At 63.3% G+C, this 24,323-nt stretch carries 17 protein-coding genes and 1 pseudogene; 8 read left to right on the top strand and 10 right to left on the bottom strand.

The genetic code is table 11. The features are described 5' to 3' along the window. Positions 1-248: 248 nt before the first annotated feature. Both AB6804_RS23215 and AB6804_RS23210 read right to left on the bottom strand, forming a co-directional pair. Positions 249-1,511, bottom strand: a complete 1,263-nt coding sequence (locus AB6804_RS23215; RefSeq protein WP_370888468.1) for a diguanylate cyclase — start codon at positions 1,509-1,511, stop codon at positions 249-251. Positions 1,512-1,525: 14 nt separating this feature from the next. Continuing rightward, positions 1,526-1,915: a phosphonate transporter gene (locus tag AB6804_RS23210; RefSeq protein ID WP_370888467.1), complete on the bottom strand. Its 390-nt coding sequence runs from the start codon at positions 1,913-1,915 to the stop codon at positions 1,526-1,528. 183 nt (positions 1,916-2,098) lie between these two features. Between AB6804_RS23210 and AB6804_RS23205 the strand changes: the two are divergent. Continuing rightward, positions 2,099-2,815: pseudogene (locus tag AB6804_RS23205) on the top strand (SulP family inorganic anion transporter); the annotation flags it as partial. A 362-nt stretch (positions 2,816-3,177) separates the two neighbouring features. Here the strand turns inward: AB6804_RS23205 and AB6804_RS23200 are convergent. The 5 genes from AB6804_RS23200 to AB6804_RS23180 form a co-directional block, all read right to left on the bottom strand. Further along, positions 3,178-4,161: a DUF2955 domain-containing protein gene (locus tag AB6804_RS23200; RefSeq protein ID WP_370888466.1), complete on the bottom strand. Its 984-nt coding sequence runs from the start codon at positions 4,159-4,161 to the stop codon at positions 3,178-3,180. 50 nt (positions 4,162-4,211) lie between these two features. Beyond that, positions 4,212-5,357, bottom strand: a complete 1,146-nt coding sequence (locus tag AB6804_RS23195) for an HlyD family secretion protein (protein WP_370888465.1) — start codon at positions 5,355-5,357, stop codon at positions 4,212-4,214. Then, on the bottom strand, positions 5,354-6,895 hold the full coding sequence (locus tag AB6804_RS23190) for an efflux transporter outer membrane subunit (RefSeq protein ID WP_370888484.1): 1,542 nt from the start codon (positions 6,893-6,895) through the stop codon (positions 5,354-5,356). Before AB6804_RS23190 ends, AB6804_RS23195 begins: the two co-directional genes overlap by 4 nt. A gap of 30 nt (positions 6,896-6,925) precedes the next feature. Then, positions 6,926-8,029 (bottom strand): AI-2E family transporter, encoded by a 1,104-nt coding sequence (locus AB6804_RS23185; RefSeq protein ID WP_370888464.1) that lies wholly within the window; start codon positions 8,027-8,029, stop codon positions 6,926-6,928. 73 nt (positions 8,030-8,102) lie between these two features. Next, positions 8,103-9,275 carry a monovalent cation:proton antiporter-2 (CPA2) family protein gene (locus tag AB6804_RS23180; protein ID WP_370888483.1) on the bottom strand — a complete coding sequence of 391 codons (1,173 nt, stop codon included), beginning with the start codon at positions 9,273-9,275 and terminating at the stop codon, positions 8,103-8,105. A gap of 1,142 nt (positions 9,276-10,417) precedes the next feature. On the opposite strand from AB6804_RS23180, the gene AB6804_RS23175 reads away from it, so the two are divergent. Both AB6804_RS23175 and AB6804_RS23170 read left to right on the top strand, forming a co-directional pair. Beyond that, complete coding sequence (locus AB6804_RS23175; RefSeq protein WP_370888463.1) at positions 10,418-11,731, top strand: DUF2254 domain-containing protein; 1,314 nt, start codon at positions 10,418-10,420, stop codon at positions 11,729-11,731. A 19-nt stretch (positions 11,732-11,750) separates the two neighbouring features. Next, positions 11,751-12,434 (top strand): carbonic anhydrase, encoded by a 684-nt coding sequence (locus AB6804_RS23170; protein WP_370888462.1) that lies wholly within the window; start codon positions 11,751-11,753, stop codon positions 12,432-12,434. 1,003 nt (positions 12,435-13,437) lie between these two features. On the opposite strand, the gene AB6804_RS23165 is transcribed toward AB6804_RS23170, so the two are convergent. Next, the gene (locus AB6804_RS23165) at positions 13,438-14,676 is read right to left on the bottom strand and encodes a hypothetical protein (protein WP_370888461.1); all 1,239 of its coding nucleotides are present in this window, start codon (positions 14,674-14,676) and stop codon (positions 13,438-13,440) included. 93 nt (positions 14,677-14,769) lie between these two features. On the opposite strand from AB6804_RS23165, the gene AB6804_RS23160 reads away from it, so the two are divergent. From AB6804_RS23160 to AB6804_RS23140, 5 genes are all read left to right on the top strand, one after another. Continuing rightward, complete coding sequence (locus AB6804_RS23160; RefSeq protein WP_370888460.1) at positions 14,770-15,126, top strand: hypothetical protein; 357 nt, start codon at positions 14,770-14,772, stop codon at positions 15,124-15,126. A gap of 55 nt (positions 15,127-15,181) precedes the next feature. Next, entirely contained in the window at positions 15,182-16,078 is an 897-nt protein-coding gene (locus AB6804_RS23155; RefSeq protein ID WP_370888459.1) for a hypothetical protein, read from the top strand. Continuing rightward, a complete protein-coding gene (locus AB6804_RS23150) occupies positions 16,075-16,953 on the top strand; it encodes a DUF3365 domain-containing protein (RefSeq protein WP_370888458.1) in 879 nt (292 codons plus the stop codon). Before AB6804_RS23155 ends, AB6804_RS23150 begins: the two co-directional genes overlap by 4 nt. Positions 16,954-16,958: 5 nt before the next feature. Next, complete coding sequence (locus tag AB6804_RS23145; protein WP_370888457.1) at positions 16,959-18,311, top strand: serine/threonine-protein kinase; 1,353 nt, start codon at positions 16,959-16,961, stop codon at positions 18,309-18,311. Positions 18,312-18,518: 207 nt separating this feature from the next. Next, positions 18,519-19,367, top strand: coding sequence for a PP2C family serine/threonine-protein phosphatase (locus AB6804_RS23140; protein ID WP_370888456.1), 849 nt, complete (start codon positions 18,519-18,521; stop codon positions 19,365-19,367). A gap of 402 nt (positions 19,368-19,769) precedes the next feature. Here the strand turns inward: AB6804_RS23140 and tagF are convergent, their stop codons facing one another. Together tagF and tssM are read right to left on the bottom strand one after the other, a co-directional pair. Then, complete coding sequence (gene tagF / locus AB6804_RS23135) at positions 19,770-20,618, bottom strand: type VI secretion system-associated protein TagF (protein WP_370888455.1); 849 nt, start codon at positions 20,616-20,618, stop codon at positions 19,770-19,772. Beyond that, entirely contained in the window at positions 20,618-24,304 is a 3,687-nt protein-coding gene (gene tssM, locus AB6804_RS23130) for a type VI secretion system membrane subunit TssM (RefSeq protein ID WP_370888454.1), read from the bottom strand. The genes tagF and tssM overlap by 1 nt, the downstream gene beginning before the upstream one ends. Between the last annotated feature and the right edge of the window lie 19 nt (positions 24,305-24,323).

Here is a 24,323-nt window from a genome sequence, read left to right as displayed (position 1 = left end):
CAATGCTTCGTTCGCAGAGACGGAGTCGCCTGAAGGCTTGTGCCCGCCTTCCAAGCGTTGCTCGCAAGGAGCTTCATCGCACGTTGGGCGGTGCGATGTCGGCCTATCTTGTGGTCCGCTGCGTAACACCGCTACGCCATTGCATCGATTCTTAGTCATTGTCATTCGTCGAGCTTTCTAGGTTCCTCGACGACCGACGGACACACCGGGCAGGATTGCAGAGACCGAGCGCAACGAGGTGCTTGCGCTCAACCGAGTTCCACACAGTTCCGACCGGCCGCCTTTGCGGCATAGAGTGCTTTGTCCGCTACCGCGAGCAAGTCATTTACGCAAGACGTCGCTTCGGTTACCGAGGCAATGCCCGCGCTTACCGTCACCTGTATTCGGCCGCCGCCCGTCTCGATATGAGAGTCCGCGATCGTAGCGCGCACACGTTCCGCGATGACAAGCGCCTCTTCGCGAGACGTCCCCGGGAGCATCAAGCAAAATTCTTCGCCCCCAAGGCGGGCAATTACGTCGATCGACCGCAGGTTAGCCTTCGCTTCTTGTACGATCTGCGTGAGAACGAGGTCTCCAGCTTGATGCCCAGCTGTGTCGTTGATCCTCTTGAAGTGGTCAGCATCGATCATCACCAACGACAGGGGCTTGCTCAGTCGCCTCGATTTCGCAAGCTCCTTCTCGGCGAGCTTGAAAAAATGCGCGCGATTGACAGCGCCCGTCAAGTGGTCGGTGGTCAGAAGGCGAGTGAGTTCGTCGCTCGAGATTTTGCGTTCGGACACGTCGCGTATAACGACCGAGTATCCCGCGATCTCGCCATTGTCTTCTCGCAAGACGGCAACCAGGATCTGCGCGGCGTAGCGGCGGCCCTGCTTGCTTTCACACCAGCACTCCTGGACGTGCCAACCCTCTTCGCGGGTCAGCGAGATGTGCTCCGGGCTGCAATACGGGTCGACAGTCTCGGGAGCGTAGAACAGGTCGAGGGTATGGCCGAGCACCGCATCGGCGCCGAAACCGGTCAGTTGCTCTACGGACGCGTTCCAGCTATCGATACGGCCAGCGGAGTCGAGGGTGAAAAAGGTGAAGTCGTTAACGCTCGTATATATCCCCGCGAGCCACGATTCATGCTGTCTGGCGCGTCGCTCTGCCTCGACCTGACGGGAAATGTCGGACAGCGTCGTCATTAAGGTACTGCCGTTGACTTTGATAATGTTGCATGACAGTACCGCGGGACGATCGGCGCTTGGCGCAATTACGATTCGATGGCCCTCACAAACTCGCCCCCGCTCGGCCGAAAAGCTCGACACAAGATTGCGCAACTCCGGTGCAACGTTAGCCAGGCTCTCGAACACGTTACCCACGCCCAGCCGGCCGGCAACCGGCATAAGCAGCTGGACGGCGACCGGGTTGAGCATGTCCACGTCGCCATTCAAGCCACTACGTATGATCCCAATGGGCGACATATACATGAAGGATAGCAGCGCTTCATGCTCCGCTTCCAATGAGCCGTCCACCGTAGTCGTTACGTTCACTTGTCGCCCTGGCGGTGAACGAGCAGGAAGCGAGATTCGCTGCGACTGGACTTCAGGAGCCTCAGTCGTACTGGCGTCGGTCTCATGCGCAGGGTCAGAACATACGGCAGCACTTCGTCCAGCTCGGCCTCGTCCTCAAACCGTTGCGCCACCATGAAATTGTTCATGCAGGGCGCCACTTCTTCGAAAAGGTGCCTTCCGAGAACGCGGGTTGGACTCAGCCCGGCGCTCGACGATTCGAAAGCGTTGTAGTGAGTGACGGCGTAGGCCGAGTCGAACCCGATTACCCCGAACTCTAATTCATCGAGCCCTCGTTCATCGACTTCAACGAGGTCCTCGAATAGCACAGTATCGAACGTATGCTGAAAAATGGGCTGGCGAACCATTATCCTTGTCTCCGCGTAAAGGGCGTTGTTCGCAAGCTATAACGGCAGCAGCCTGAAATACTTTACCGTCTCTCGGCTTTGAGGCGGCTGCAATAGCAAGTCGACTGCGGCGAGTGCTTCCGCTCGAAGGTTCCGCGCCGCGCATCACGCGTTATCTGGAGGCGAGCGTCTGGCAGGAGGTCGGCAATCGCCGCCGGCAAGTCCAACTGGTATAGCTTCGCTGCGGGAGTGGGCAGTCTCGTGCTGATCTTGCTGCTCAAGCGCTTTGAGAAGGTGCCGGGTATCTTGATTGCGGTCGTGATCTCGTCTCTCTGCGTAGTTGCGTTCGATCTAGACCGCGTGGGTGTCAAGGTGCTGGGGACGATCCCACAAGGCCTGCCCGCCTTCGCACTGCCTTGGATGAGCGGTGCCGACATCGTAAGGATCGTTGGCGGCGGTTTCGCGGTGGCGCTAATCGCCTTCGCGGATACGAGCGTCCTTTCACGCACGTTCGCAATACGTACGCACACACGCGTCGATCCAAATCAGGAGATGATCGGCCTGGGCGTGCTCTTCCGGTGGGATGCGCCGCTATTCTTCGCGAACGCGGAGCTGTTCCAGCAGCGTGTGATCGAGGCCACGGCGCAGGCGCCCGCGCCTGTGAAGCGCGTCGTGGTCGCCGCCGAGCCGGTAACAAGTGTCGACGTCACGTCCGCCGACATGCTCGGCGACCTGCATCGGGCCTTGAAGGAGCGCGGCATCGAGCTGCATTTCGCCGAAATGAAGGACCCCGTCCGCGACAAGCTACGGCGCTTTGAACTCACGTCCATCTTTCCCGATGAGTGTTTTCATCCCACACTGGGCAGTGCGGTCGATGCGTGGCTCGACGTGGGCCGGGGCGAACGCGCGGCACACGCATGAACCGGGCTCCTGCTTCACCGTTTTCGACCGATCCTCAAACAACCGCAGTCATCATGGAGACGAATCCATGCGTGTATCACACCGCGGAGTTCTGGCATTGACCGGCGCGCTTCTTATCGGGCTGTTGCCCGACCCATCTTCGGCAACACAGCAGGCGCAGGAGCGGCGGGCCGGCCGGGACGTGCGGCGGGAGACGCGTCAGGGCGCCCGGCATACCAAGCAGGATTGCCGCGCCGCAAACCAGCAATCCAATGCACACTGCAGGCATGATAAGCGTCAGACGAAGCAGCACGGAAGACAGACCGCGCGAGACATTAAGTACTGACGACGCGGCGCTTTGCCGGAATCGCCTCCCGCCGAGCCTATCCGCTTTGATCGGATGCGACACCCGGCCGGTCGAAGAGCAATAACATCAGACACGCATAGAGCGTCACCGCGAGAAACAGGCCGATGCGCACCGCAAACGCGGTGTAGACGTCTTTACCTGCCACGCTGTCCTGCACCGACTGGCCGAGCAGAATAATCATCGTGACAAGACTGTTCAACCAGAAGCCCGGTGAATACCGCGTCTGGCTGATGCCGTAGAGCCGGCGCCCGACTACCAGGCCGAAGAGGAGCATCCACAGAAAGAACATCCATAAGTTCACGGCGAGTCTGAGCGCGAACCAAAACGCGATCGCAAGCAGCCCTCCGAAGAGCGTCGAGCCAATCAGCTCGCGCGCCGCGCCGCGCGCCGTCGCGGTGCAGCTCTGCCGACCCAGGCTGACCGACTTCATGATAATCGGCATATAGCTCGCCGGATCGGTCATGGCAAGCAGCCAGGCTGGCATGACCACGAGGGCGGCACGCAGCGCGACGATCATCGCCCGGTCGGCGGGCATCGCGCGCGCGGCAGGCGCGGCGCGTGCGCTCGCGACTTCGCAAAACAACCCGTGGCTCAGTACCGACACTAGCACGGCCAGAAGCAGCCCCTTCACGAGCGCCCCGACGACAGTGACGGCCCCCTGGAAGTCAGCCGTGCCCGCGGCGGAAATCATCGTGAGTCCTGCCACCAGGAAGGTCGAGACGAGATTGTTCCCGCCGCGCAGCCCGTAATGAAACGCGAGAAAGAGCAGCAAGCCGACGAGTAGCACACCGGCGAGAGCATAGTGCCGCAGCAGCGGCACCAGCAAAAGGCCGCTTCCCGTAGTCAGCATCACGACGAGACCAAGGATCGCGCCCGCCTTCAACGACAGCGGCCGATTCTGTGTCGCGAGCAGAAAGACGGCGAACACCGGTGCGATCACGGGAATCGGCAGATCGAGCGCAAAGCTGATCGCGAGGCATAGCGCCGTGCCAGCGGCCATGCGCAGCGCGCGTCGGCTTAAGACCTGACTTCCTGTCTTGATGGCCGTCATCAGTAGATGTAGGAGATCCAGCTCATCAAGCGCAAGAAGACGCGGCCGAGCGGATTGAGGGGATTATCCTGAGTCGGAAACGCCATCACCTCGGCCTGCCCGCCCACGCGGATGTTGGAAAGACGTACGCGCTCATCCGGGTCGAACTCGACGATCACCGGAAAGCGCTGCGCGGGACGCAGCCAGTCGCGGCTGTTCTGCACGGTGGGCAGGCTGCCGGGCGGCGCCTCTTGCCCCACGCTCACGCCAAAGCCGATGCTGCGCACCCGCCCCTCGAAGACCTCACTTGGCAGCGCATCCAGCGCAATGGCGACGCGGGTGCCAGGCTTGAGACGGCCCAAATTGTTCTCTGTCATGTCCGCGCTGATCCACACGTCGCGGATCGCGATCAGCGTCATGACCGCCTTGCCCGCCGTCGCGAACTGTCCGACCTCCGTGCCGAGATCCGTAATAACGCCGCCCGTGCGCGCCTTGATGCGCGTGTTGGCGAGATCAAGCTCAGCCTTTTCGAGCGCGGCGGCGGCGCTGCGCAACTGCGCGTTCTCCGCTTCGATGCCGCCCTGCTGCTCGCGGGCACGCTCGACTTCCGCGCGCGCCGCCGCGACCTGGCTTTGCGCCTGTTCGTGAGTCGCTCGCGCCACTTCGAGGCGCCGCAACGAGATCGTGCCCTCGTCCTCGCGGTAGAGTCGCTCAAGCCGCTCGCTGTCCTGTCGCGCCTTGAGCTCGTTCGCGATGGCGGCGCGCAGCGATGCGCGCGCCGAATCGATGCCCGCCGTGCTCGCGCCGATCTGGCGGCGCATGGTTTCGAGTTCGGAGCGCGCCCGGTCGACGGCGATACGATATTGCTCGCCCTCGATTTCGAAGAGCACGTCCCCCGCATTGACTTCCTGGTTGTTATGGACCAGTACGCGCGTCACCCGACCCGACACCTCCGCGGCGACGGGCACGACAAAAGCCTGCACCCGCGCCTGTTGCGTGTAGGGCGTGAACCGGTCGGCAAGTAGATACCAGATCAGACTTACGATGATCAGCAGGCCGACCCACTTGACCGCCCTGCCCGACGGATCCGCGGCAGGCGCCGGCGGCGTTCGTGGCGAAGACGTCTGGGACGGCGCGGCTCTGGTCGGCTCGGATGTTTCGCTCATCGCGACGCTCCTGCGGACGGGGCGTCGACGTCATCGAGCAGGTCACCCCAGTCGGTGCGTTGCTGCATCTGCTGGCGCGTCGCGGCGTCGACAAGTGGCTCTCGCGTGGTCCAGCCGCCGCCCAGCGCCTTGTAGAGCGCGATCAGACTGCCAGTCGCGTTGCGCCGATTGACGACATACGCGTCCTGCTGCGCGAACAGCGCGCGTTGTGCGTCGAGCACGCGCTGAAAGTCCGAATACCCTTCCCGATAGATTGTGTTCGCAAGCGTTAGAGAGCGCCGGGCGGCCCTCTGAGCCTCGTTCAGTATGGTGTCCCGCCGCAACGCGGCGACGAGCGCCGTGGCGGCATCGTCCGCTTCGCGCGCCGCTTCCCGCACCGTGTTTTGATAGGCGACCGTCAACTGCTGCAGCCGCACGTCCTGGACCCGCACGTTGTTCGTAATCCTGCCGTGATCGAACACATTCCAGATGACGCTTGGGCCGGCCGCGACCGCCAGCGTGTTAGGCGACCCGGTGAGCGAGCTTGCGCTCCAGACAAGCGTGCCGAGCAACGAAACCGACGGATACAGATCGGCTTTCGCCACGCCGATCAGCGCCGACTGCGAGGCCATCTGATATTCGGCTGCCCGCACATCCGGGCGGCGCAGCAGCAGGTCGGCGGGCACGTCCTGCAGCACCGCCTGATGCACGAGAGGCATCATGCCTTCCTTGCCGGACGACGCGTCGAGTTCCGGCAGTGGCCCGGGCGCACGACCCAATAGCATGGAAAGCGCGTGGCGCGCGAGGGCAATCTGGCTTTCGAGATCCGGAATGCTGCTGAGCGTGCCCAGATACTGCGTCTTCGCCTGCTGAAAATCCAGTTCATCCGTCTCGCCGGACCGGAACAGCTTCTGCGCGATGTCGTAACTGCGCTTTTGCAACTGGGCGTTCTCGCGCGCGATGCGCAGGCGCGCCTCGGCGGTGCGCATCGCGAAATAGGTATCGGCGACCTGCGCATGCAGCAGCACCAGCGCTGCTTCGCGGTTCGCCTGCGCTGCAAAGAACGCGGCGTCGGCCGATTCGATTGCGCGGGCGAAACGCCCCCAGAAGTCGAGCTCCCATCCGACGACGAAGCCCGCGCCATATTGCAGGTAGACGCCCGAGCGCGTGTCGAAGCCATCCGAGCGTTTGCGCGCCGAAGCGAGCACTTCGGCGCTCGCCTGTTGCACCTGAGGATAGCGACCCGCGAGCGCGATGCCCAGTTGTGCGCGCGCCTCGATCACGCGCAGGCCGGCGATCTGCAGGTCGCCATTACCGGCATCGGCCTGCGCGATCAGACGTCCGACCGTCTCGTCTCCGAAAACGCTCCACCATTCGCGAACGTCGGGCTGCGCTGACTGCCGCGACACCTGATCCAGCGTTGCGCTGCTCCAATGCGCGCTCCAGCTCTCGCGCTGCGGATGAAAGTCGGGACCCACGCGCATGCAGCCGCTCAGCCACGCCGCAAGGCACATCGTCGCGGCGTCCATAAGCAGCGATGTCGTCCGGCGCGGGAGCATTGAAGGAGGCATGGCGTCGTCGGCGCCCCGTCATTCGATGTGCTTCTGTTCTACCGGAAGAGCAGCCTGCGGCTGGTCCTTCACCCAGCGCCAGAACAACTTGTAGGCCACCGCCAGCATCACAGGACCGATGAACAGGCCGATCACGCCGCCCGTCACCATGCCGCCGAGCGCGCCGATCAGCACGACGGGCATCGGCACCGCCACGCCGCGTCCCAGCAACAGGGGCTTGAGCACGTTATCCGCGAGACCCGCGACGAAAACGTAGACCGAAAAAGCGATCGTTGCCGCGCTGATGCCGCTCGTGACGATGACGAAGATGATGACGGGAAGCGTGATCAGGGTGGCCGGCAACTGCATGATCCCGATGAGCAGCACCGCGAGCGCGAGCAGGCCGGCACCGGGAATGCCCATGACCACGAACGCGATGCCGATCAGCAGCATCTGGATGAACGCGATGCCGACCACGCCCTGCGCCACGGCACGAATGGTGGCCGTGCACAGGTCGGCGATTTGCCGGCCGTTCTCGGGGCCCGAGATGCGTGAGGCGATCTGCATCGCGCTCTGATAGCCCTTCTCGCCGTGCGCCATGAAGATGCCCGCGACAATCAGGGCGAGGAGGAACACGAGCATCCCGGCTCCGAGGCCGGTGACCGTGCCCAGCACCGCGAGCCCGGCTTGCTTGAGCTGAGGCGCGAACTTCTGGGCGAGACCCGTCATATCGGTGGATGCCTGCGCCCAAAAGTCGTACACCCGCTGTCCCACGAGCGGCCATGCGGCCACCGATTCCGCAGGCGGCGGAATGCGGAAGCTCCCGCTCCTGAAAACGGCCATTCCGCGCTCGATCGATTCCGCCACCGCGACGCCGAGCAGGTAGGTCGGCACCAAAATCACGACGAATGTCACGAGGATGATCAACGTGGCGATGAATCCATCCTTGCCGCCGAACGGACTGCGCAGCCGAACCTGCAGCGGATACAGCGTGACCGCAAGGATGAGCGCCCAGACCATGAGGTCGAGGAACGGCATGAAGACGCGGAAACAGAAAACGGCGAGCACGGCGACAAGGCCGGCGCGGATCAGGACGTCGAGCAGTTCCCTGGACAGCGTGCGTTCGGAAATTGGCGATAGCATTTCATGCTCCCTCGAACCATTCCTCAAGCAGCCGAACGGATCGATGTCGACGGCTACCGGTTAGAAGCTTCCATCAGCTCGTTCTCGTCATCGCGTGCGGGCTGAAAAATCGACGGTGCACGAGCAGCAACAGCGGCGTCGACACCATCGAGAGCACGACAACCAGCGTGACCAACGACGCCTGGCGCTGATCGACGACACGCGCAGCCAGTGAAGCCGCCATCACGACGAACGCGAACTCGCCGCCCTGCGACAGCAGCATGGCGAAGTACGCGCGCTGCCGAGACGGAACTTCGAAACGATTGGCTAGGAACCACTGCGCGATCGCCTTCAGGCCGACGACGGCCACGACGAGCACCGTGACGCGCACCGGCTCACGCATCAATACGCTGAAATCCATCGACATGCCTACGGCGATGAAAAACAGGCCAAGGAGCAAACCCTTGAATGGCGCCATATCGACCTCCACTTCGTGCCGATAGTCGGAATCGGCTAGCAGCACCCCTGCGACGAACGCGCCCAGCGACATCGACAAATGAACGCTCTCCATCAGCAGCGCAATGCCGATGATCCAGAACAACGCGAAGGCCGTGAAAATCTCCGGTACGCCGGTGCTTCGAATCAGACGCAACACGAGGTGCAGCAAATAGCGGCCGACCAGGGCAATCGCCCCCAGCATGGCAAGCGCCTTGAGCGCGAGGAGCCATCCCGGTTGCGCCGCTGGCGCGGGCATGGTCGGTCCAAGCAGCGGCAGCAGCGCAATCAGTGGGATGGCGGCCATGTCTTGGAACAGGAGGATGCCGAAGCTGGCACGACCCGTCGGGGTGTCCATCAGCTTGCGTTCTTGAAGTTCGGACATCACCATCGCCGTCGATGACAGCGAGAGAGCAAGCCCGCCCGTCAATGCGATCCGCCAGGGCAATCCAAGGAGCAGAAACACCCCCGACAACGCGGCGGTGCAGGCGGTCATCTGCATGACGCCGTAGCCGAAAATAGTGCGGCGCATCGCCCATAGCGCATCGACCTTCATCTCGAGTCCGATCGCGAACATCATTAATACGATGCCCAGTTCAGAAAAGTGGAGGATCGCGTCGACATCGGTCACCATTCGCAGCGCCCACGGACCGATAATAACGCCCGCCACCAGATAGCCAAGCACCGCTCCAAAACCAAGGCGGACCGCCACCGGCACGATGATCAGCGCCGACGCGAGGAAGATCACTACGTCAATCAGCAACTTGGACATGCACCGCCTCCCGTCTGCCCTGATCACCGCCACGGACCCCTGAACGCCTATTTTGCCCTGCTCCCCGCTACCGCCACTTCCGCTCGCGCTCTTCAGAGTATCGTTCGGTCGGCTGCCCGTGCGCACCGTGGCGTCGCTGCCACAACCGACTGCGGCAACGAACTTGAGATCCGAAGCCACAGCGACGACGACGCTTTGTGCCGCACCGGCCGTCAGCTCCAGTTCCCTGGTCATCCCGCCGATCGCAACGCCATTGTCCTGCCTGCGCACTGACTCCGTCTGATATCGGCCAATGTCCGCCCGCGCAACAGCCTGTGGGTCATAAACCTGGCTAGTTGCCGCATTTTGTCAGTCGGTTACCGCGTTTGCTCGTTGCGCTCTTAACCGTCGCCGCTGGAATCGCTGACCGGTTTCTAGCACCGATACCCTTTGAAGCCGATCCGTGCAATGGCTTCAGTCACGAAAATCGGATATCAATAGGTGAAGACGGCAATGCAACAAGGTGGGTTTCCAGGATGAGCAGCCATTTTTCGCCCGCATTGATCTCGGCGCTGGCCGAACCTGGGTGGTTCTGCCGAACGGCAGACATCCGACATTGAGCTAGCGAGTGTCGATAGCCTGCGCGTCTGCTGACGCTAGGGCCCGTTGAGGCGCCAAACTGTCCACTCGACGTCCCTAGAGCTACGCCTCATTGACCGGCCTGAAGTTCAGGCGTCTTATTGCTCGTGAAGGCTTACTGGTCCGAAACCTGGGAAGTGCCAAGTGAGCCACCCCGAACTGCAGATTCAGTGTATTGAGCGGGTTGAGTTCGGCACCGCTCCCGACTCACGCGTGACCAGTCAGTACCGAAATGGCAGATCAACTCAGCTCTAACAGTTTTGCCCTCCTACCCGCCGAGTGTTGACGGAAGCAACGCAGCCGACCGCGCGCCGGTGCATTGCGTGTAGCGCGACGGGAGGAGGTCGTTTTGGGCGCTTAGCGATGCTTGTCTGAACGCCGAAACTAGGACGACGAGCGGAAGGAGCGACCGTCGGATGATGTTCGACGGTGCGCGCCCGCTTGTAAGCGTCCTTAGCATGCCGCCTAGCGAACCGCGGATACCTTGGTTCCCGCCGCATTCGAATCATAGGGAGAACCCGAACATGGACTGGAATCGTTGGTATAGCTTAAGGAGCTACCTACGGTCTTCGCTATGGACTGTGCCGCTCATCGCGATCGCCATCTATGCCGTCGTGAAGCCTGTGGCCGAAATGGTAGGCAGATGGATGACCAGGCAAGGGGTCCTTGATGCGAGAACCAGCCTTCTTGGCCTTTCGATGACTGGTGCGCGGTCGGTGCTCGGTGACATTGTTTCCGCTGACATGGCGTTTCTAGTCTTTACGTTCGGCTCGCTCCTCGTTGCCATTCAGGTTGCGGGCGGGCAGTACACTCCGCGGATCATCGCAACAACGTTGCTGCGGGATAACGTCATCCGTGGCATTTCGGGACTATTCGTCTTTACACTGTTGTTCGCCAACAGAACGGCGGGCTGGATGGGTGAGAGCGAGGTACTCCAGCTTCAAGTCTTCATTGCAGCGCTATTCGGATTCGCTTCCGTCGTCGCCTTCCTTTTCCTGATTGACTACGCCGCGAAGTTTCTACGTCCCGTGAGCCTCGTGGCTCGGGTTGGTGAGCAAGGGATCGCAGTCATCGAGGGCGTTTATCCTGCCCCCTCTACCGGTTCGATCATCGCGCCGGAACGTGACGAAGAGCGACGTGTACCGGATCGCATTGTCCGTCATCGGGGGAAGTCTGGCATCGTTCTCGCCTTGAATGTCGAAAGGCTGGTCGCCAAGGCGCGGCGCGCCGACGTAGTGATCGAGTTCGTGCCGCAAGTCGGTGATTTTGTCGCGGTGGACGAACCCTTGTTCCATCTATACGGCAACGCGGGCGCAATCAATGACGCCAGGCTGCGCACACTTGTCGCTTTTGGGACGGAACGCACGATGGAGCAGGACCCTATGTTTGCGTTTCGCATCCTAGTCGATATTGCGCTAAAAGCGCTGTCTGCGGCGATCAACGATCCGACGACGGCTGTGCTTGCGATCGATCAGTTACACCGACTATTGCGCATGGTGGGCAAACGATCTTTGCGCGTTGAGGAGATTGAGGATAGTTCCGGGCGGGTGCGCGTGATCTTGCGGACGCCCAACTGGGAAGATTTTGTTCATATTAGTTTCCGCGAGATACGACTGTCTGGCGCGGGTAGCATTCAAATCGCGCGGCGTCTGCGCGCGGCGATAGAGAACCTTATCCAGAGCCTGCCGGACCATCGTCACGACGCGTTACGTGTTGAACTATCACTAATCGACCGCGCGATCACCGCGAATCATCCATTTCCGGAGGACCAGGCGTTGGCACGCATTTCCGACTCGCAGGGGCTCGGAGGTTCGGCAGTCTCGACGGCAAGTAATTAGCCCCCTTCGGAGGCAATCAATGCGCAAGCTGATCCTGGGCATCGTTGAATTTCGCGAGAAAATGTTGCCGCAATACGCCAAGCAGTTCAGCAAATTGGCGCTTGCGCAGACACCGGATGCGCTCTTTATCACGTGCTCGGACAGCAGGGTCGTGCCGGACCTACTTGCCTCGACCCATCCGGGTGATCTTTTCACCATGCGCAACGTCGGCAACCTCATCCCGCCAGCGACTGCCGAGGGTGCATCTACTGGTGACCTGTCCGAGGCGAGCGCGATCGAGTACGCGGTGCTGGTGTTGAAAGTCGCGAATATCGTTGTGTGCGGGCATTCCGAGTGCGGCGCGATGAAGGCCGTATATACACGCAGCGCAAAGCTAAAAGCTCCGAATCTCGACAAATGGCTGTTCCACGCCAATAACGCAGCGTTTCGCCTCGAACACGAAGGTCCGCTCAATGACAGGTTGAAACCGCATGATCAGTTGTCGCAGCTCAACGTCCTCGTGCAACTCGAGCATCTTATGACCTACCCAATCGTCCACCAGCAGGTCACCGCCGGGTCGCTTGTTCTGAGCGGCTGGTGGTTCGACATCGCGACGGGCGATATGTATGCGTATGAGCGCACGAGCCGCTCATTTGAAGTCATCGACCGCGCGATGGCTGATCGGATGATTGCGCGCCTCGCCGCCAAAGTGCGGACTGTCTAAAGCATCCGTAGCTGCCAACGTCCCTAGACTCGAGGTCTGATATACGTCCATGACGATCCCCGAAATCATCAGCGTAGGTCGGAGCGGTATCCACACCGGAGCGGTCATTGTGCGCGCTAACTTACGAAGCCCGCGCTGACTACGCGAGAAATTCGGTCGTTGCCGTAAATTGTCTGTGCACTACGGCTGAAGTCCCGTGGACTCCTAACGACTCGCCTGGCGCCACGACATCGTCGTCCAGATGAGTCCCGAAACTCCTGTCGCTTGCGTAAGCACCCTGCGTCAGTCTTCAGAGCCGGTGTTACACCCAGCTGCTCAGCCGCGCCCGCGCCGAGGTGAACCCGGACCAATAAGAGACTAACGAGCAAGCTTCGAACGCCTTCGTCCACCATCGCCCTCCGTCGTTAGGACGAAGTGAGGGACGGGCGGTAGTCGCGACGAACGGAGGGACGAGCACAGCGCCAGCGCGGAGAGTGTCTCGTCGCCCGTGTTCTTGCTGTTATCTCGCAGTCAACGTTGTCCACCGTTTTCGTGAATAACGTTGTAGACAAGCAGCCCGGACGTCTGCAAACCGAACGTGCAGCGTGGCTACAATCTTCAGCGCCTGGATTTGGTCTCTCTGTCGCTAATCAATGTGATAGTACGTGCCCGCAGTATAAGCAAGGGTGCAGCACTGGCGAGCTTGGCTGTTGACGCCGCCAAAGAAGCGACCGCTGATGAATGCGCTGCTCGCCAGCCATGGCGACGGAGTGCGCATAGCACAGCGGTTCCGTCGGTCTTATTTAGGGAATCTCTGCAAACCCCTGTTCGTAGTTACGGTAAGGGGTTAGTTTTAGCAAACCAACGAGTTTCGAAAACTTAGTGCCCTTACCTCTGTCGCAAGACGAGCGAGGGCAGGCTTCGCAGCGGCCGGCCGTCGACCACGACGACGGCTGCCGCCGATTTGCTGTCCAGTCACGCCAACCGTCTTTTCTCAGGTTGCATGTCGGTGCTTTTGGCGTGATCAGACGGTCGGTAACTTCTTCTCCGCACTTCCGAACACCGACCGCGCCGAAAACGGCTCCAGCTTATGCAGCCTCAAAATAATGCGCTCGATGACGCAAGCCGCAGCGTTATAAGCCTCTGCATCCGGAAGCGGCTTGATCCATTTGTTCGCCGAGAACATCCTCATCAGCAGGTCCAATGTCACGACATGCCCTTGCCAGACGAGCCTCGTGTGTCTCTCCCCTTCGAACAACCGCTTCAAAGTCTCGACGCGCGCGACATTCCAGTATCGATTGCCCGGATCGTCCGGTCCGCTGAGTTGTTTCTTGATGACTCGTTGTTTGCGCAGACCGACGTTCTCGTCAGCGTCCATCATGTCCAGATGAAATCCTGCGAGCATGTCTTCACCACCGGCAACCATATACGCCGGATAAATTCCGTCGTTCAGGTTCGGCTTTCCGGTCAGAAGCTTCTGACGAAACGGGGCCGTGATTGACACGAACTGCTGAACGGGTGAATTCAAGTCTTCCCTTGCAGGTGCCGGCGTTTCGGCGAAAGGTTTCGGAACGCCTTGTCGCGTCGGATAACCGACTCCGTATCCGACGAGCGACTTTCCCGTCTCCTCGTGAAGTCGCGTGACTTGCCCGAGCACGTCCGGTCGCGTATGCCGCGTCGCTTCGGTGCACACGACATCCTGATCCATCAACAATATCCGTTTCGGCAAGTAGGGTAGAGAATCGGCGAAGGCGAGAGCCGCTGCCCTCGCCGCGCCAAATCCCGTCATCTTGCCGCCGTCCCAGCCGATCAGATGCATGTTCCGGAACTGCGCCATCACGCGCCGAAGCGCCCCGCCATACGACGCAAAATCAAGCCGATGGACAAGCAAATATAGCGGTTCGTTTCGCAGAATCGCGGGATGCCATGCCAGTCGATAATTGCTTTCGAGTTCCTGCGCAACCTTCAATGCGCTTCCGCCGCTGATCACGATGACCGGCACATTAGTCGACCGCAAGTGGGGCTCATGAGATGGGCCGCTACGTAGAAACGAAAACCAGCCCACGCCCGCTAATTGCGGTTTTTCGTGCTCGATCCCGAGTTGCCGGCACAACTCGACCCGCTTATGCAAGACGTTGCGCATGCTCTGCTTCGCCTGATCAGTCTGTGTCTTGTTGACAACGACTGGAGCGTATTTGCAAGTCGGCCGGGTCGCGGGACTCACCCAAAGGGGATTCTCGCCGATCGCGATAGCGTCAGACATAAGGTGTACCTCGAACAAAGAAAGGAACAAGCGAACTGCCTCGGTTGAATCGATCCGCTTTTACACGGCGCGATTGATGATTCGGAAACAGTCGTGACCGGCGGTTTATTCCGGCAACTGCCAGAGCCGCTTCCGAATCAAAAACGATTCGCAACACTCGACTGCCCCGCCCTATTCCGTCTCCCATCAAAAACATTTTGCCCGTCTAACACGGAACAAAAGCGCCGCGCCCGTTGTTTTCGTATCGAAGGCAGCGGCAACGCGCCGTATGCCGGACATCCCGAAGAAATGGGATTCACCGCGCAGGAGACAGTCATGCATCGCGCCATATTCGTCATGGATCAAAGCTTCTTCAATCTCGGCTGCTTCTATCGCGTCGACGTGCGCAGCCGCAGTGGACGGCTGATCGAAACGCATTACGTCGAGCTGCGTGAAATCGCGTGGTGCTGAACGCCGCGCTTCGACTTGCGCCTTGTCACCCCTCCAACGCCTTCGAGGCTTCGCGATGAACGCTCGCGCTACCCTGCGATTGCTGTTCCCTTACATATCGTTGATGTGTCTTCTGGCTACGCAGGCCGCACACGCCGCCCAATCCGCACACGCGATGCTGATACCCGAAGGCGCAATCACGCTGATTCGCGGGACGACGGTCATCGCAGTCGATGCGCCATTGGCACTGCAACCCGGCGATCTTCTCGCGACGGATGCCCACACGAGCGCACAAATCGACTATGACGATGGCACGCTTGCCGCGCTCGCCGCCGATACGCGCCTCGCCATCGATGCAACCGATTCGCTCGCTTTGCTATCCGGCTGGATCAAGGTCACGCGAAAGCACGCCGCCGCGCCGTCCGCATGGACGATCGATACGACCGGGTTGCGCGCCGTCCTTTTAGATGGCTCCATCGTGATGCATGCAGATGCCGACGCGGTCTCGATGTTCATCGAGTACGGAAATATCGCGTTGTCCGATGACGGGCGCGGGCAGCATCCGCAGAACGTGTCCGGCGAGCATTACGTGCAACGCAGCCGGCACGCCAATGGCACGCCGCTCAATATCGAAGCGCGTCCCGCGTCCGCCTTCCTTGCCGCCGTGCCGCTGCCGTTTCGCGATCCGCTCGCTGCCGCCGCTGCGCGCATCGCATCAAAGGAAACGCTGCCCGCGCAGGAACGCACGGCCGCGTATGCGGACATCGGCGACTGGCTCACGACATCGCTTCCCGTTCGCCACACCTTCGTCGCGCGTTTCGGGCCGCTCGCTCAAGCGCAACCGTTCCGTGCGCAAGTGCAGCGCCATCTGCGCGATCTCCCCGACTGGCGGCGCGTGCTGTGCCCACCCGCGCCGCAGCGACGCCGCGCGATCGCACCCGCCGAAGCAAGAACATCGGATAACGAATCATGAGACTGTCGCTTGCCGTCAAATTCAACCTCGTCTTCCTGGCGGTCTTCGTGATCGGCTTCGTATCGGCCGGGCTCGCCGCGCGGGAAATCCTGCGACGTTCGGCCATCGATGAAACCGTGCAGAGTGCGCGCGTGCTCATGGAAGCGGCGAGCGCGTCGCAGAACTACACCGCGACGCAGGTCACGCCGCTCCTTCAAACGCAGCTCAAGTACGGCTTCGTGCCGCAATCGGTGCCCGCGTTCTCGGCCGTCGAAACGTTGATGGCGCTCGAGAAGCATCTCGCCGGTTACTCGTATCGCTCGACGATGCTCAATCCCACGAACCCGCGCGACCGTCCGTCCGACTGGGAAACCGACGTCATTCGCCATCTGCACGACAAGCCGGAGCTGAAGGAAGTCGTCGGACTGCGCGATACACCGACGGGCAAGACGCTTTATATCGCGCGCCCGAACCGCATCACGGATGCGGCGTGCATGGAATGTCACAGCGTGCCGTCGCGGGCGCCGCGCACGCTGATCGACAAGTACGGTCCCGACAACGGCTTCAACTGGGCGATGCACGATGTGATCGGCGCGGACTTCGTCTCGGTGCCGATGGCGCTGCCCGTCGCGCGCAGCGATGCGCTGTTGCGCACCTTTCTCGTCTCGTTGCTCGGCGTATTTTTGCTGATATTCGTCGCGCTGAACGTGATGGTGCATCTTCTCGTGACGCGCCGTATCCGCGCCCTGTCGCGCGCCGCCGATCAGGCGAGCCTCGGCCAGCTCGACGACGCGACCTTCAGCGAGCGCGGCCGCGATGAGATCGCGTCGCTGGCCGCGTCGTTTGCGCGCATGAAGACGAGTCTGGTCGAAGCATTCAGAATGATCGAGGCCTGAAGGACATGAGCGCGCCGCCCCTGGCTTCGCTCGGCAAATACCGCATCGGCGAGACGCTCGGCGCGGGCGCGATGGGCATCGTGTATCGCGCGTTCGATCCGCATATCGAGCGGCACGTCGCGATCAAGACGGTGCGCCGCGAGTTGCTCGAAAGCGGCGAGCGAGCGAGCCTGATCGCGCGGTTTCGCAACGAGGCGCAGGCGGCGGGGCGGCTCGCGCATCCGAATATCGTCGGCGTGTACGACTATGGCGAGACGGATGACACGGCCTATATCGTGATCGAGCTCGTCAGCGGGCGCAACCTTAAGAGCGTGCTCGAAGGCGGGTGCGTGCCCGAACTCGCGGCGGCGCTGGACTGGTTCGCGCAACTGCTTGCCGCGCTCGGCTTCGCGCACGAACGCGGCGTCATTCATCGTGACGTGAAGCCGGCCAATCTGTTGATCGATCGCGATGGCCGGCTCAAGGTGACGGATTTCGGCATCGCGCATGTGGAATCGTCGGCGCTGACGATGGTCGGCGCCATGATCGGCACGCCCGGCTACATGTCGCCGGAGCAGTTTTCGGGCGATGCGATCGACGCGCGCTCCGATCTCTTCTCGGCGGCGGTCGTGCTCTATCAGATGCTGACCGGGCAGCGCGCGTTCGCGGGCGCATCGCAGGCGGCGGTGATGCAGCAGGTCTTGCACGAGACACCGCGAGCGCCATCGACGTGTAATCCGGCGTTGCCGCCCGCGCTCGATGACGTGTTGATGCGTGCTCTCTGCAAAGACCGCGCGACGCGTTTCCAGAGCGCCGCTGCGCTGCGCGATGCGCTCTTCGAAGCGGCAGGCGCCGGGTCACGCGGGGCGCGCGCGAGCGATGACGATCGCACCGTGCTTCAAGTGGATGCGGCGCAGGGATCGACGGGCGGGTCGCTGCCGCCCCTCACTTCATGGCCCGATAGCACGCTCGGGCAAGTCGAAGCACGTCTTGCCGCGCAGATCGGGCCGGTCGCCCGCGTGCTCGTCAGACGATGCGCGCACCGGGCGACGGACGTCGCCGCGCTCGTCGCGCTGGTGGCGCCGAGCATTCCGTCCGAGAAGGGACGCGCGCAGTTCGTCGCTGCTTTCAGGAACGAGGCGTCGGTGCCGGCTTCGGTCAACGCTTCACGAGGTGAGCACGCGCCGGCGCTTTCTACCGAGGATGTGCAGGCCGCCACGCGCAAGCTCGCCGTCTATGTCGGGCCGATCGCGGCCATCATCGTGAAGCGGGAAGCTGTGCATGCGGCAAGCATTGATTCGCTATGCCAAAGACTTGCGGCTGCCATTGTGAACGAGCGGGACCGCGAGCGGTTCGAGCGCGACGCGGGCTTGCGATGAGGCGCCGGGATCGCAGCAAGCCTCGGAGGCTGGTGAGCGTTCGGCCTCGCTGGTGCGAGGCGCGTGTGCCGAAAGTAACCATGCCGATGACGGACTTCATACCCGCTCTCGTTGATCCCGGACGCTGATGGCGTTCAGTGCCACCGATGCGACGCGCGTGCGCCGCAGGACAACCGCGCTAATGACGCGAATTCAGGAGACTGCCGCATGAAACGCAAAGCGTCGACCGCGATTGCGCCCGCGCCCGTTCGTCTCGCAAGCTGCTCGGCGTTCGGCGCTACCGATGCGGGGCGCGTGCGCCGCGAGAATCAGGATCGCTTCGTGATCGATCCGAACACGAACGTCATCGCCGTCGCGGACGGCATGGGCGGACACGCATTCGGCGCGCGCGCGAGCACGACCGCGCTGGAACGCATCACGGCATCGATCGCCCGGGCGCTCGACGCAATCGGCGAAGCTGCCATCGACGCCACGCGCGACGACGATCCCGACGCGACCGTGTGCGATGCATCGCTCAGCGCGATAGGCATCGTCGCCAGCGCGCTCGACGACGCCAACGCGACCCTGCACGCGATGAATCGTCGGGAGGGCATCGCCGAACACCGATCGATGGGCACGACGCTCACGGGCATCTGGCTTCTGTCCGGCTGCCCGCTGCTAATCGCGTTCCATGTCGGGGACACGCGGCTCTATCGATATCGCGACGGCGCGCTCGCGCAACTCACGCGCGATCAAACGCTGTTTCAGCGTGCACTCGATAACGGCGATATCGAACATCTGCCGTCGCGCAACGCGCTTTTGCAGGCGCTCGGCCCGCAGCCGTCGATCACACCGGAAATCGAAGCGCACACGTGGCGTCGGGGCGACCGTTATCTGCTGTGCAGCGATGGTTTGCATGGCGAAGTGCCGCATCACGAGATCGAGGAAGTGCTCACGCGAATGGACGCGCTACGCGCGGATGCGACATGCCGGCGTCTCGTCGAGCTCGCATGCGATGCGGGCGGCAAGGATAACGTGACGGCGGTGATTGCTTCGTTTGATGGGATCGGGAGGTGAAGCAGCGGGCTTTCCCCGACGCTTGCGCCGACAGTCACTCCGCGCGTTGCCCGACTACGTTCTTTAGCTTCAACCGGCGTTGTGTTGGCCGCCAATAGCACATCGCTCGAACTGCCGCCGTCTCGCAGCGGCTTTCTCGACGGTTGAGCGATCGTCGCTCCGTCCGCTGGCTAAGCTGCAGTCGTTGCACTTGACCGATAGATTATCGGTAGAAGGCGACGCCGTTGTCTCTCAACGGCTTATTCGAGGCTTGCGCCGGCAGTCGTTCCGTCCAGCGGCCAATCTGCGTGACCGTCCGATTCCGTCGGTTCTGCGTTCTCGATCGGCGGGCATATCACTCCAAGCCCTTCATCTGCGCGGTCGCCAACGGCCCGACAAGCATTCGCCGGGTGCGCGAGGGACTCAATCGGCGCGGTCCCAACGGACGCCGCCGTCGAACAACGCCGCGACGAAGCCCGCGTCCGGCAAGCCGCTTGCCACGCGCAACGCTCGTTCTGCCCACCACGCGGACAGGCCTCGCGTGCCGGCTTCGCGAGGCGGTGCATCGCAGGCGCCGCACGCATTGCGCGGATCGCACGCTTGCGAAAGTGCGATCAATTCGGCATCGAAATCGGCGAGACGCGCGTTCGGCAACAGCGTGGCGAGCGCCAGTTCGCGGCATCGCGCGAACCAGCCGCCCGCATGCGGCATCCAGTCGGCGACGGCATCGGCGGAAATGGGCGCGGCTATCGCCAACGGAAAATGACGCCCGACCCGATCGACGCTCGGCATCAGTACGCCCACCCACGCTGTGCCGCTCGCGTCGTCGCCCGAATCGCCGCAAACGACGCCTCCGGCGCGGCCGCGCGAGCCTTCGCGCGCGCCGCCACCCTTGCCGCCGTCCTTATCGTCATCCGCGCCGATGCGCGTGCCGCCTCCCTTGCCACGGTCGCCGCCACTCACGCCACTCACGCCGCCACGCTTGCCACCGTCCGCGCCACCGCACCTGCCGCTGCCCGCACCGCCAACCTTGCCGCAAGTGCCGCCACCGCCCGGGCCACCTATCACCCCACCGCCGAGCGCAAAGCACCACAGCGGCGCGGTCAGATACGCCTCGAGCCAGGCTGCGCCGAGCGTGTTGCGGCTGGCGATCAAACCTGCCTGCAGCATCGCGTCCCACGGCCCGACGAACGATTCCGGAAGACGCCGAGTCACGAAATCGCCGTTGCTGCGCAGCTTGCCGAAGCATCCGGCCGTTCCGGGATCGCGCATTACAGAAATTCCGGGCAGCGGAACTGTTCCAGCGGCGCGCGTCGGAACGGATTGACGACGCTGTCCGCATTCACTTCCAGCACCGCTTTGCGCCCCGCCGCCGATTGCAGCGTCAGCGTGTAGCGGTCCGGCTCGCGGGTCGCGTCAAGCCTGCCCGCGTCGATCAGATGAAAAAGCGCCCACGGACCGCTCGCGTCGAACGACGCCGACGGGCTCCCGGCCTGATCGAACTGCGCGCTCGCGCGGCCCGTGTTCTTGCCGCCGGGCCATTGGAGCAGCATCGACTGCGCGCCGTCCTGCCTGACGGCGAACTGCTGTCCGTCGATATCGAGATTCACCTGCGCAATCGATGCATCCAGCGCGATCGCCTTCACGCGAAAACGCACGGCGATATCCCGCCTGCCGTCGCGAAAAAACGCATCGCGGATTTGCGCCGCGCGCTGGAACTGCGCGAGCGCATCACGCGGCATGCCCACCGGCGACACGCCCGCGCGCCATTGCCAGACCGGCTTGCCTGTATCGACGAGCGCGGCGAGATTCCTCTGAAAGAAATCGTCGATGAGACCGCCCGGCGCGAACAGCCTGACGAAGTCATCGGCGGCGGCGTCGCGCGTGGATGCGCGCGCGAGCGGATAGCGGCCGTCGAGCGCCTTGTGACACAACGGCCCGACGCTCGCGTTCCACTGCGCGAAAAGGCGCGCCCGCTCCTCACCTTGTACGAGCGACGCGTCCGCCGCCGCAATCGACGCGACTATCGGCGCGAGCGGCGCGGCGCTCGTCTGGCCGGCGAGCCGCAGCTTTCCGAGCGCATCGCCGGCGGGCGCAGCCTGACCGGCGCGGCGGGCGGCGTCCGCGGCGTCGAGATAGACGGCGGCTTCCTTCAGCGGCGCGAACGCGCGGTCCAGCGGCGCCAGATCGCCGGGCTTGCCTGCGAGTTGATGAAGGGCGTCGAAGTGATCGTCGACGGCGGTGGGGGGCGCTGCGTTGGTGGCGTTGGCTATGTCCGGCGTATTCGCCGCTTCAGTGGCGTTGGCGGCGTTGGTCGCGCTGTTCGCATTGTTCGCGTTGTTCGCGTTGTTCGCGTTCGCGGCGTTGGTGGCGTTGGTGGCGTTGGTGGCGTTGGTCGAGTTCGTCGCGTTCGTCACGGTCCCCGCATGCCCCGAGTTAGCCGCACTCGCCCCGTCAGCCGCGTCAATCCCCGCCCTCGCAATCATCGAATTCGCAATCATCGAATTCGCAACATCCCCCACTCGCCCGAGCGTCGTCTCCCGCGCCGCCGCCACGATCAGCTTCCTCAGCGGAGAATCCGCCGCGCCGAGCGCGTTCGCGACACGCGCGCCGTCCGCGAGACTTGCCACCGGCGTCACGGTCACGTCGTCGAGCAGCGCGTCCCACGCGCGGATGTACGCGTCGAAATAGCGCTGGTCGAGCGCCGCGCGCAATGCCGCGGACGCATCGGCGCTCTGCGGCAGATCGTTGCGGCCGGTCACCCACGCGTCGCGGACGACATCGGCGAACGCAACATCGCGCAAACGCACATACACGGCGTATCCCGCCCGGGTGTACGCGCCCGCGACGCCTTCGGTCAGCGACGCGCCACTCGCGCGGGCCAGGAGCAGCGGCGCTTTCGGCCCAGCAGCTGCGCTCACGCTGAACGCCGGAACATGCGCCTCGGCCAGGCCGCGATCCACGCGATTTCCCAGGCGCTGCGACAGCGGCACCTCCGCGAGACGCGCACGCGCAGCCTCGATGAGCGCGCCATCGAGCGGCAGCGACGGATCGAAGCGCGTCTTGTCGAAAAGCGCGGCGAGGTGCGCATCGAGCGCGGCCCTCTGCTGCGGACTCGCATCGCGGCCGAGCACGGCGAGCATATGCGCGCGCACCGCGTTCGCGTCGTAGTGATGCGGGTCGCCGAGCATCAGATACGTGCGAAGCGCGTCGTCGCGATATTCGTCCGGCGCCACACGCTGCGTGCCATCGCGCAATTCGAGCGTCAGCTTGCCGACGACGAGCGGCAGCAAGGTCTGGTCGAGCAGCCTGCGATACGTCCTGCGCGCCTCCTGTCCGAGCTTGTCGCCCTGATAAAGCCAGAGCCGCGTGAGCAAGGGCACCGGCTTGGCGGCATCGGCGTAACCGCCGGGCAGCGCGCGGGCCGCGTCGAGCAAGTGCAGCGCGGCGAGCGGGTCGCTGCTCGCATTGGCTTCGCGTGCCAGTCGCCGGACGTGCTCCGTCTCCCGGGCGAAGTCCGCGACGAACGCGCGGTTGCGCTGGTAGCTCACGGCCATCCCCGCCAGCGCGAGGCCGAGCATCACGCCGACGAGCGCGAGCGCGCCGCGCCGCAGCCACGCGCGCCGCCGCGCGAGCCGCGCGTTGGTCCCCGCGAGCCCGGCTTCCGCGAACACCACATCCTTCAGCAACCGCTCGATGAAATACGCGCGGCCCGAGGCGTCGCGCCGGTACGCGGCGTCGCGCCCCGGTCCGAGCGATTGCGCGATGGCGCTGATCGCCCGGTCGATCGGCCTGCCGTGCTGCGTGCCGCTCGTGAAGTAGACGCCGCGCAAGTGCGGCGACGCCTCGTAGCGCGTGCCGCGAAACGTATCGCCGATAAAGCGCGCGAGCGCCGGTTCGAGTCCCGCGAACTGCTGCGGGAAACCGTAGATGCGCGCGCGCCGCGTCGCGTCGGTCTCGCGCTGCATGCGATCGATCACGCGCGCCCGGAGCCGCGCGCCGAGCGCACTGAATTCGGCGGGAAAGGCGTCGAGCGCCCGGTCCGCGCCCGCCGACTCGTCGAACGGAAAGGTCATGCCCCAGACCTGCGCGCGCTCTGCTTCGCCGAGATCGTCGAAAAATTCGGTGAAGCCCGCGACGAGATCGCACTTCGTGACGACGACATACACCGGAAAGCGCATGCCGAGCCGCTCGCTCAGTTCCTTGAGGCGGCTGCGGATCGCGCGGGTGTGCGCGTCGCGCTCGGCGTCGTCCTGACGGATCAGATCCGCCGCCGACAGCGTCACGATGACACCGTTGAGCGGCCGGCGCGGCCGGTATTTCCGAAGCAGTTGCAAAAAGCCGGTCCACGCGGACTGATCGGCTCGCGCGTCGCTGTCGTGCGTGGTGAAGCGGCCCGCCGTATCGACGAGCACGGCGTCGTCGGTGAACCACCAGTCGCAGTGCCGCGTTCCGCCGACGCCGCCGATCGCGCCGCCGTCAGCCCTGTCGCCGAGCGGAAAGCGCAGTCCCGAGTGCGAAAGCGCCGTCGTCTTGCCCGTGCCCGGCGCGCCGATGAACATGTACCACGGCAACTGATAAAGCCATTGGCGGCCATTGACGCCTTTCATGCGGGCCCGCCGCAGCGTCGAGAGCGCCTGCTCGAAACGCTCGCGCAGCAGCGCCAGTTCTTCGCTGGCAGCGGATTGCGCGGGATCGTCGGTTCCTGAGGCACCGCCTACGCCGCTCACGAAACGCAGGTTGACGAGCCGCGCCGCCACGAGCCGCGCGCCCCACACGGCGATCCACGCCAGCACGATCACTGCGATCGCGATGAAGCGGCTCGCACGCGTTTCAAGCGGCGCGCGTCCGGCATACGCCAGAAGCGGCCCCTCGAACCACACCACCACGACGAGCGCGATCACGCCCGCGAGCGCGAACCATTGCGGCGTTTTCATCCAGCCTGCGAGCTTTTTCATCGATGTCTCCGTTCAGCTT

Source organism: Caballeronia sp. RCC_10 (assembly GCF_041360715.1).
Classification (GTDB): domain Bacteria; phylum Pseudomonadota; class Gammaproteobacteria; order Burkholderiales; family Burkholderiaceae; genus Caballeronia; species Caballeronia grimmiae.
Note: the sequence above shows the minus strand (reverse complement) of the source record. Positions and strands in the feature narration are given on the sequence as shown.

Coding starts and splice junctions, on each gene's coding strand:
- AB6804_RS23210 (WP_370888467.1), bottom strand. CDS start 1,915: ATGGTTCGCCAGCCCATTTTTCAGCATACGTTCGATACTGTGCTATTC.
- AB6804_RS23200 (WP_370888466.1), bottom strand. CDS start 4,161: ATGGCCGCTGGCACGGCGCTATGCCTCGCGATCAGCTTTGCGCTCGAT.
- AB6804_RS23195 (WP_370888465.1), bottom strand. CDS start 5,357: ATGAGCGAAACATCCGAGCCGACCAGAGCCGCGCCGTCCCAGACGTCT.
- AB6804_RS23190 (WP_370888484.1), bottom strand. CDS start 6,895: ATGCTCCCGCGCCGGACGACATCGCTGCTTATGGACGCCGCGACGATG.
- AB6804_RS23185 (WP_370888464.1), bottom strand. CDS start 8,029: ATGCTATCGCCAATTTCCGAACGCACGCTGTCCAGGGAACTGCTCGAC.
- AB6804_RS23180 (WP_370888483.1), bottom strand. CDS start 9,275: ATGTCCAAGTTGCTGATTGACGTAGTGATCTTCCTCGCGTCGGCGCTG.
- AB6804_RS23175 (WP_370888463.1), top strand. CDS start 10,418: ATGGACTGGAATCGTTGGTATAGCTTAAGGAGCTACCTACGGTCTTCG.
- AB6804_RS23170 (WP_370888462.1), top strand. CDS start 11,751: ATGCGCAAGCTGATCCTGGGCATCGTTGAATTTCGCGAGAAAATGTTG.
- AB6804_RS23165 (WP_370888461.1), bottom strand. CDS start 14,676: ATGTCTGACGCTATCGCGATCGGCGAGAATCCCCTTTGGGTGAGTCCC.
- AB6804_RS23155 (WP_370888459.1), top strand. CDS start 15,182: ATGAACGCTCGCGCTACCCTGCGATTGCTGTTCCCTTACATATCGTTG.
- AB6804_RS23150 (WP_370888458.1), top strand. CDS start 16,075: ATGAGACTGTCGCTTGCCGTCAAATTCAACCTCGTCTTCCTGGCGGTC.
- AB6804_RS23145 (WP_370888457.1), top strand. CDS start 16,959: ATGAGCGCGCCGCCCCTGGCTTCGCTCGGCAAATACCGCATCGGCGAG.
- AB6804_RS23140 (WP_370888456.1), top strand. CDS start 18,519: ATGAAACGCAAAGCGTCGACCGCGATTGCGCCCGCGCCCGTTCGTCTC.
- tagF (WP_370888455.1), bottom strand. CDS start 20,618: ATGCGCGATCCCGGAACGGCCGGATGCTTCGGCAAGCTGCGCAGCAAC.
- tssM (WP_370888454.1), bottom strand. CDS start 24,304: ATGAAAAAGCTCGCAGGCTGGATGAAAACGCCGCAATGGTTCGCGCTC.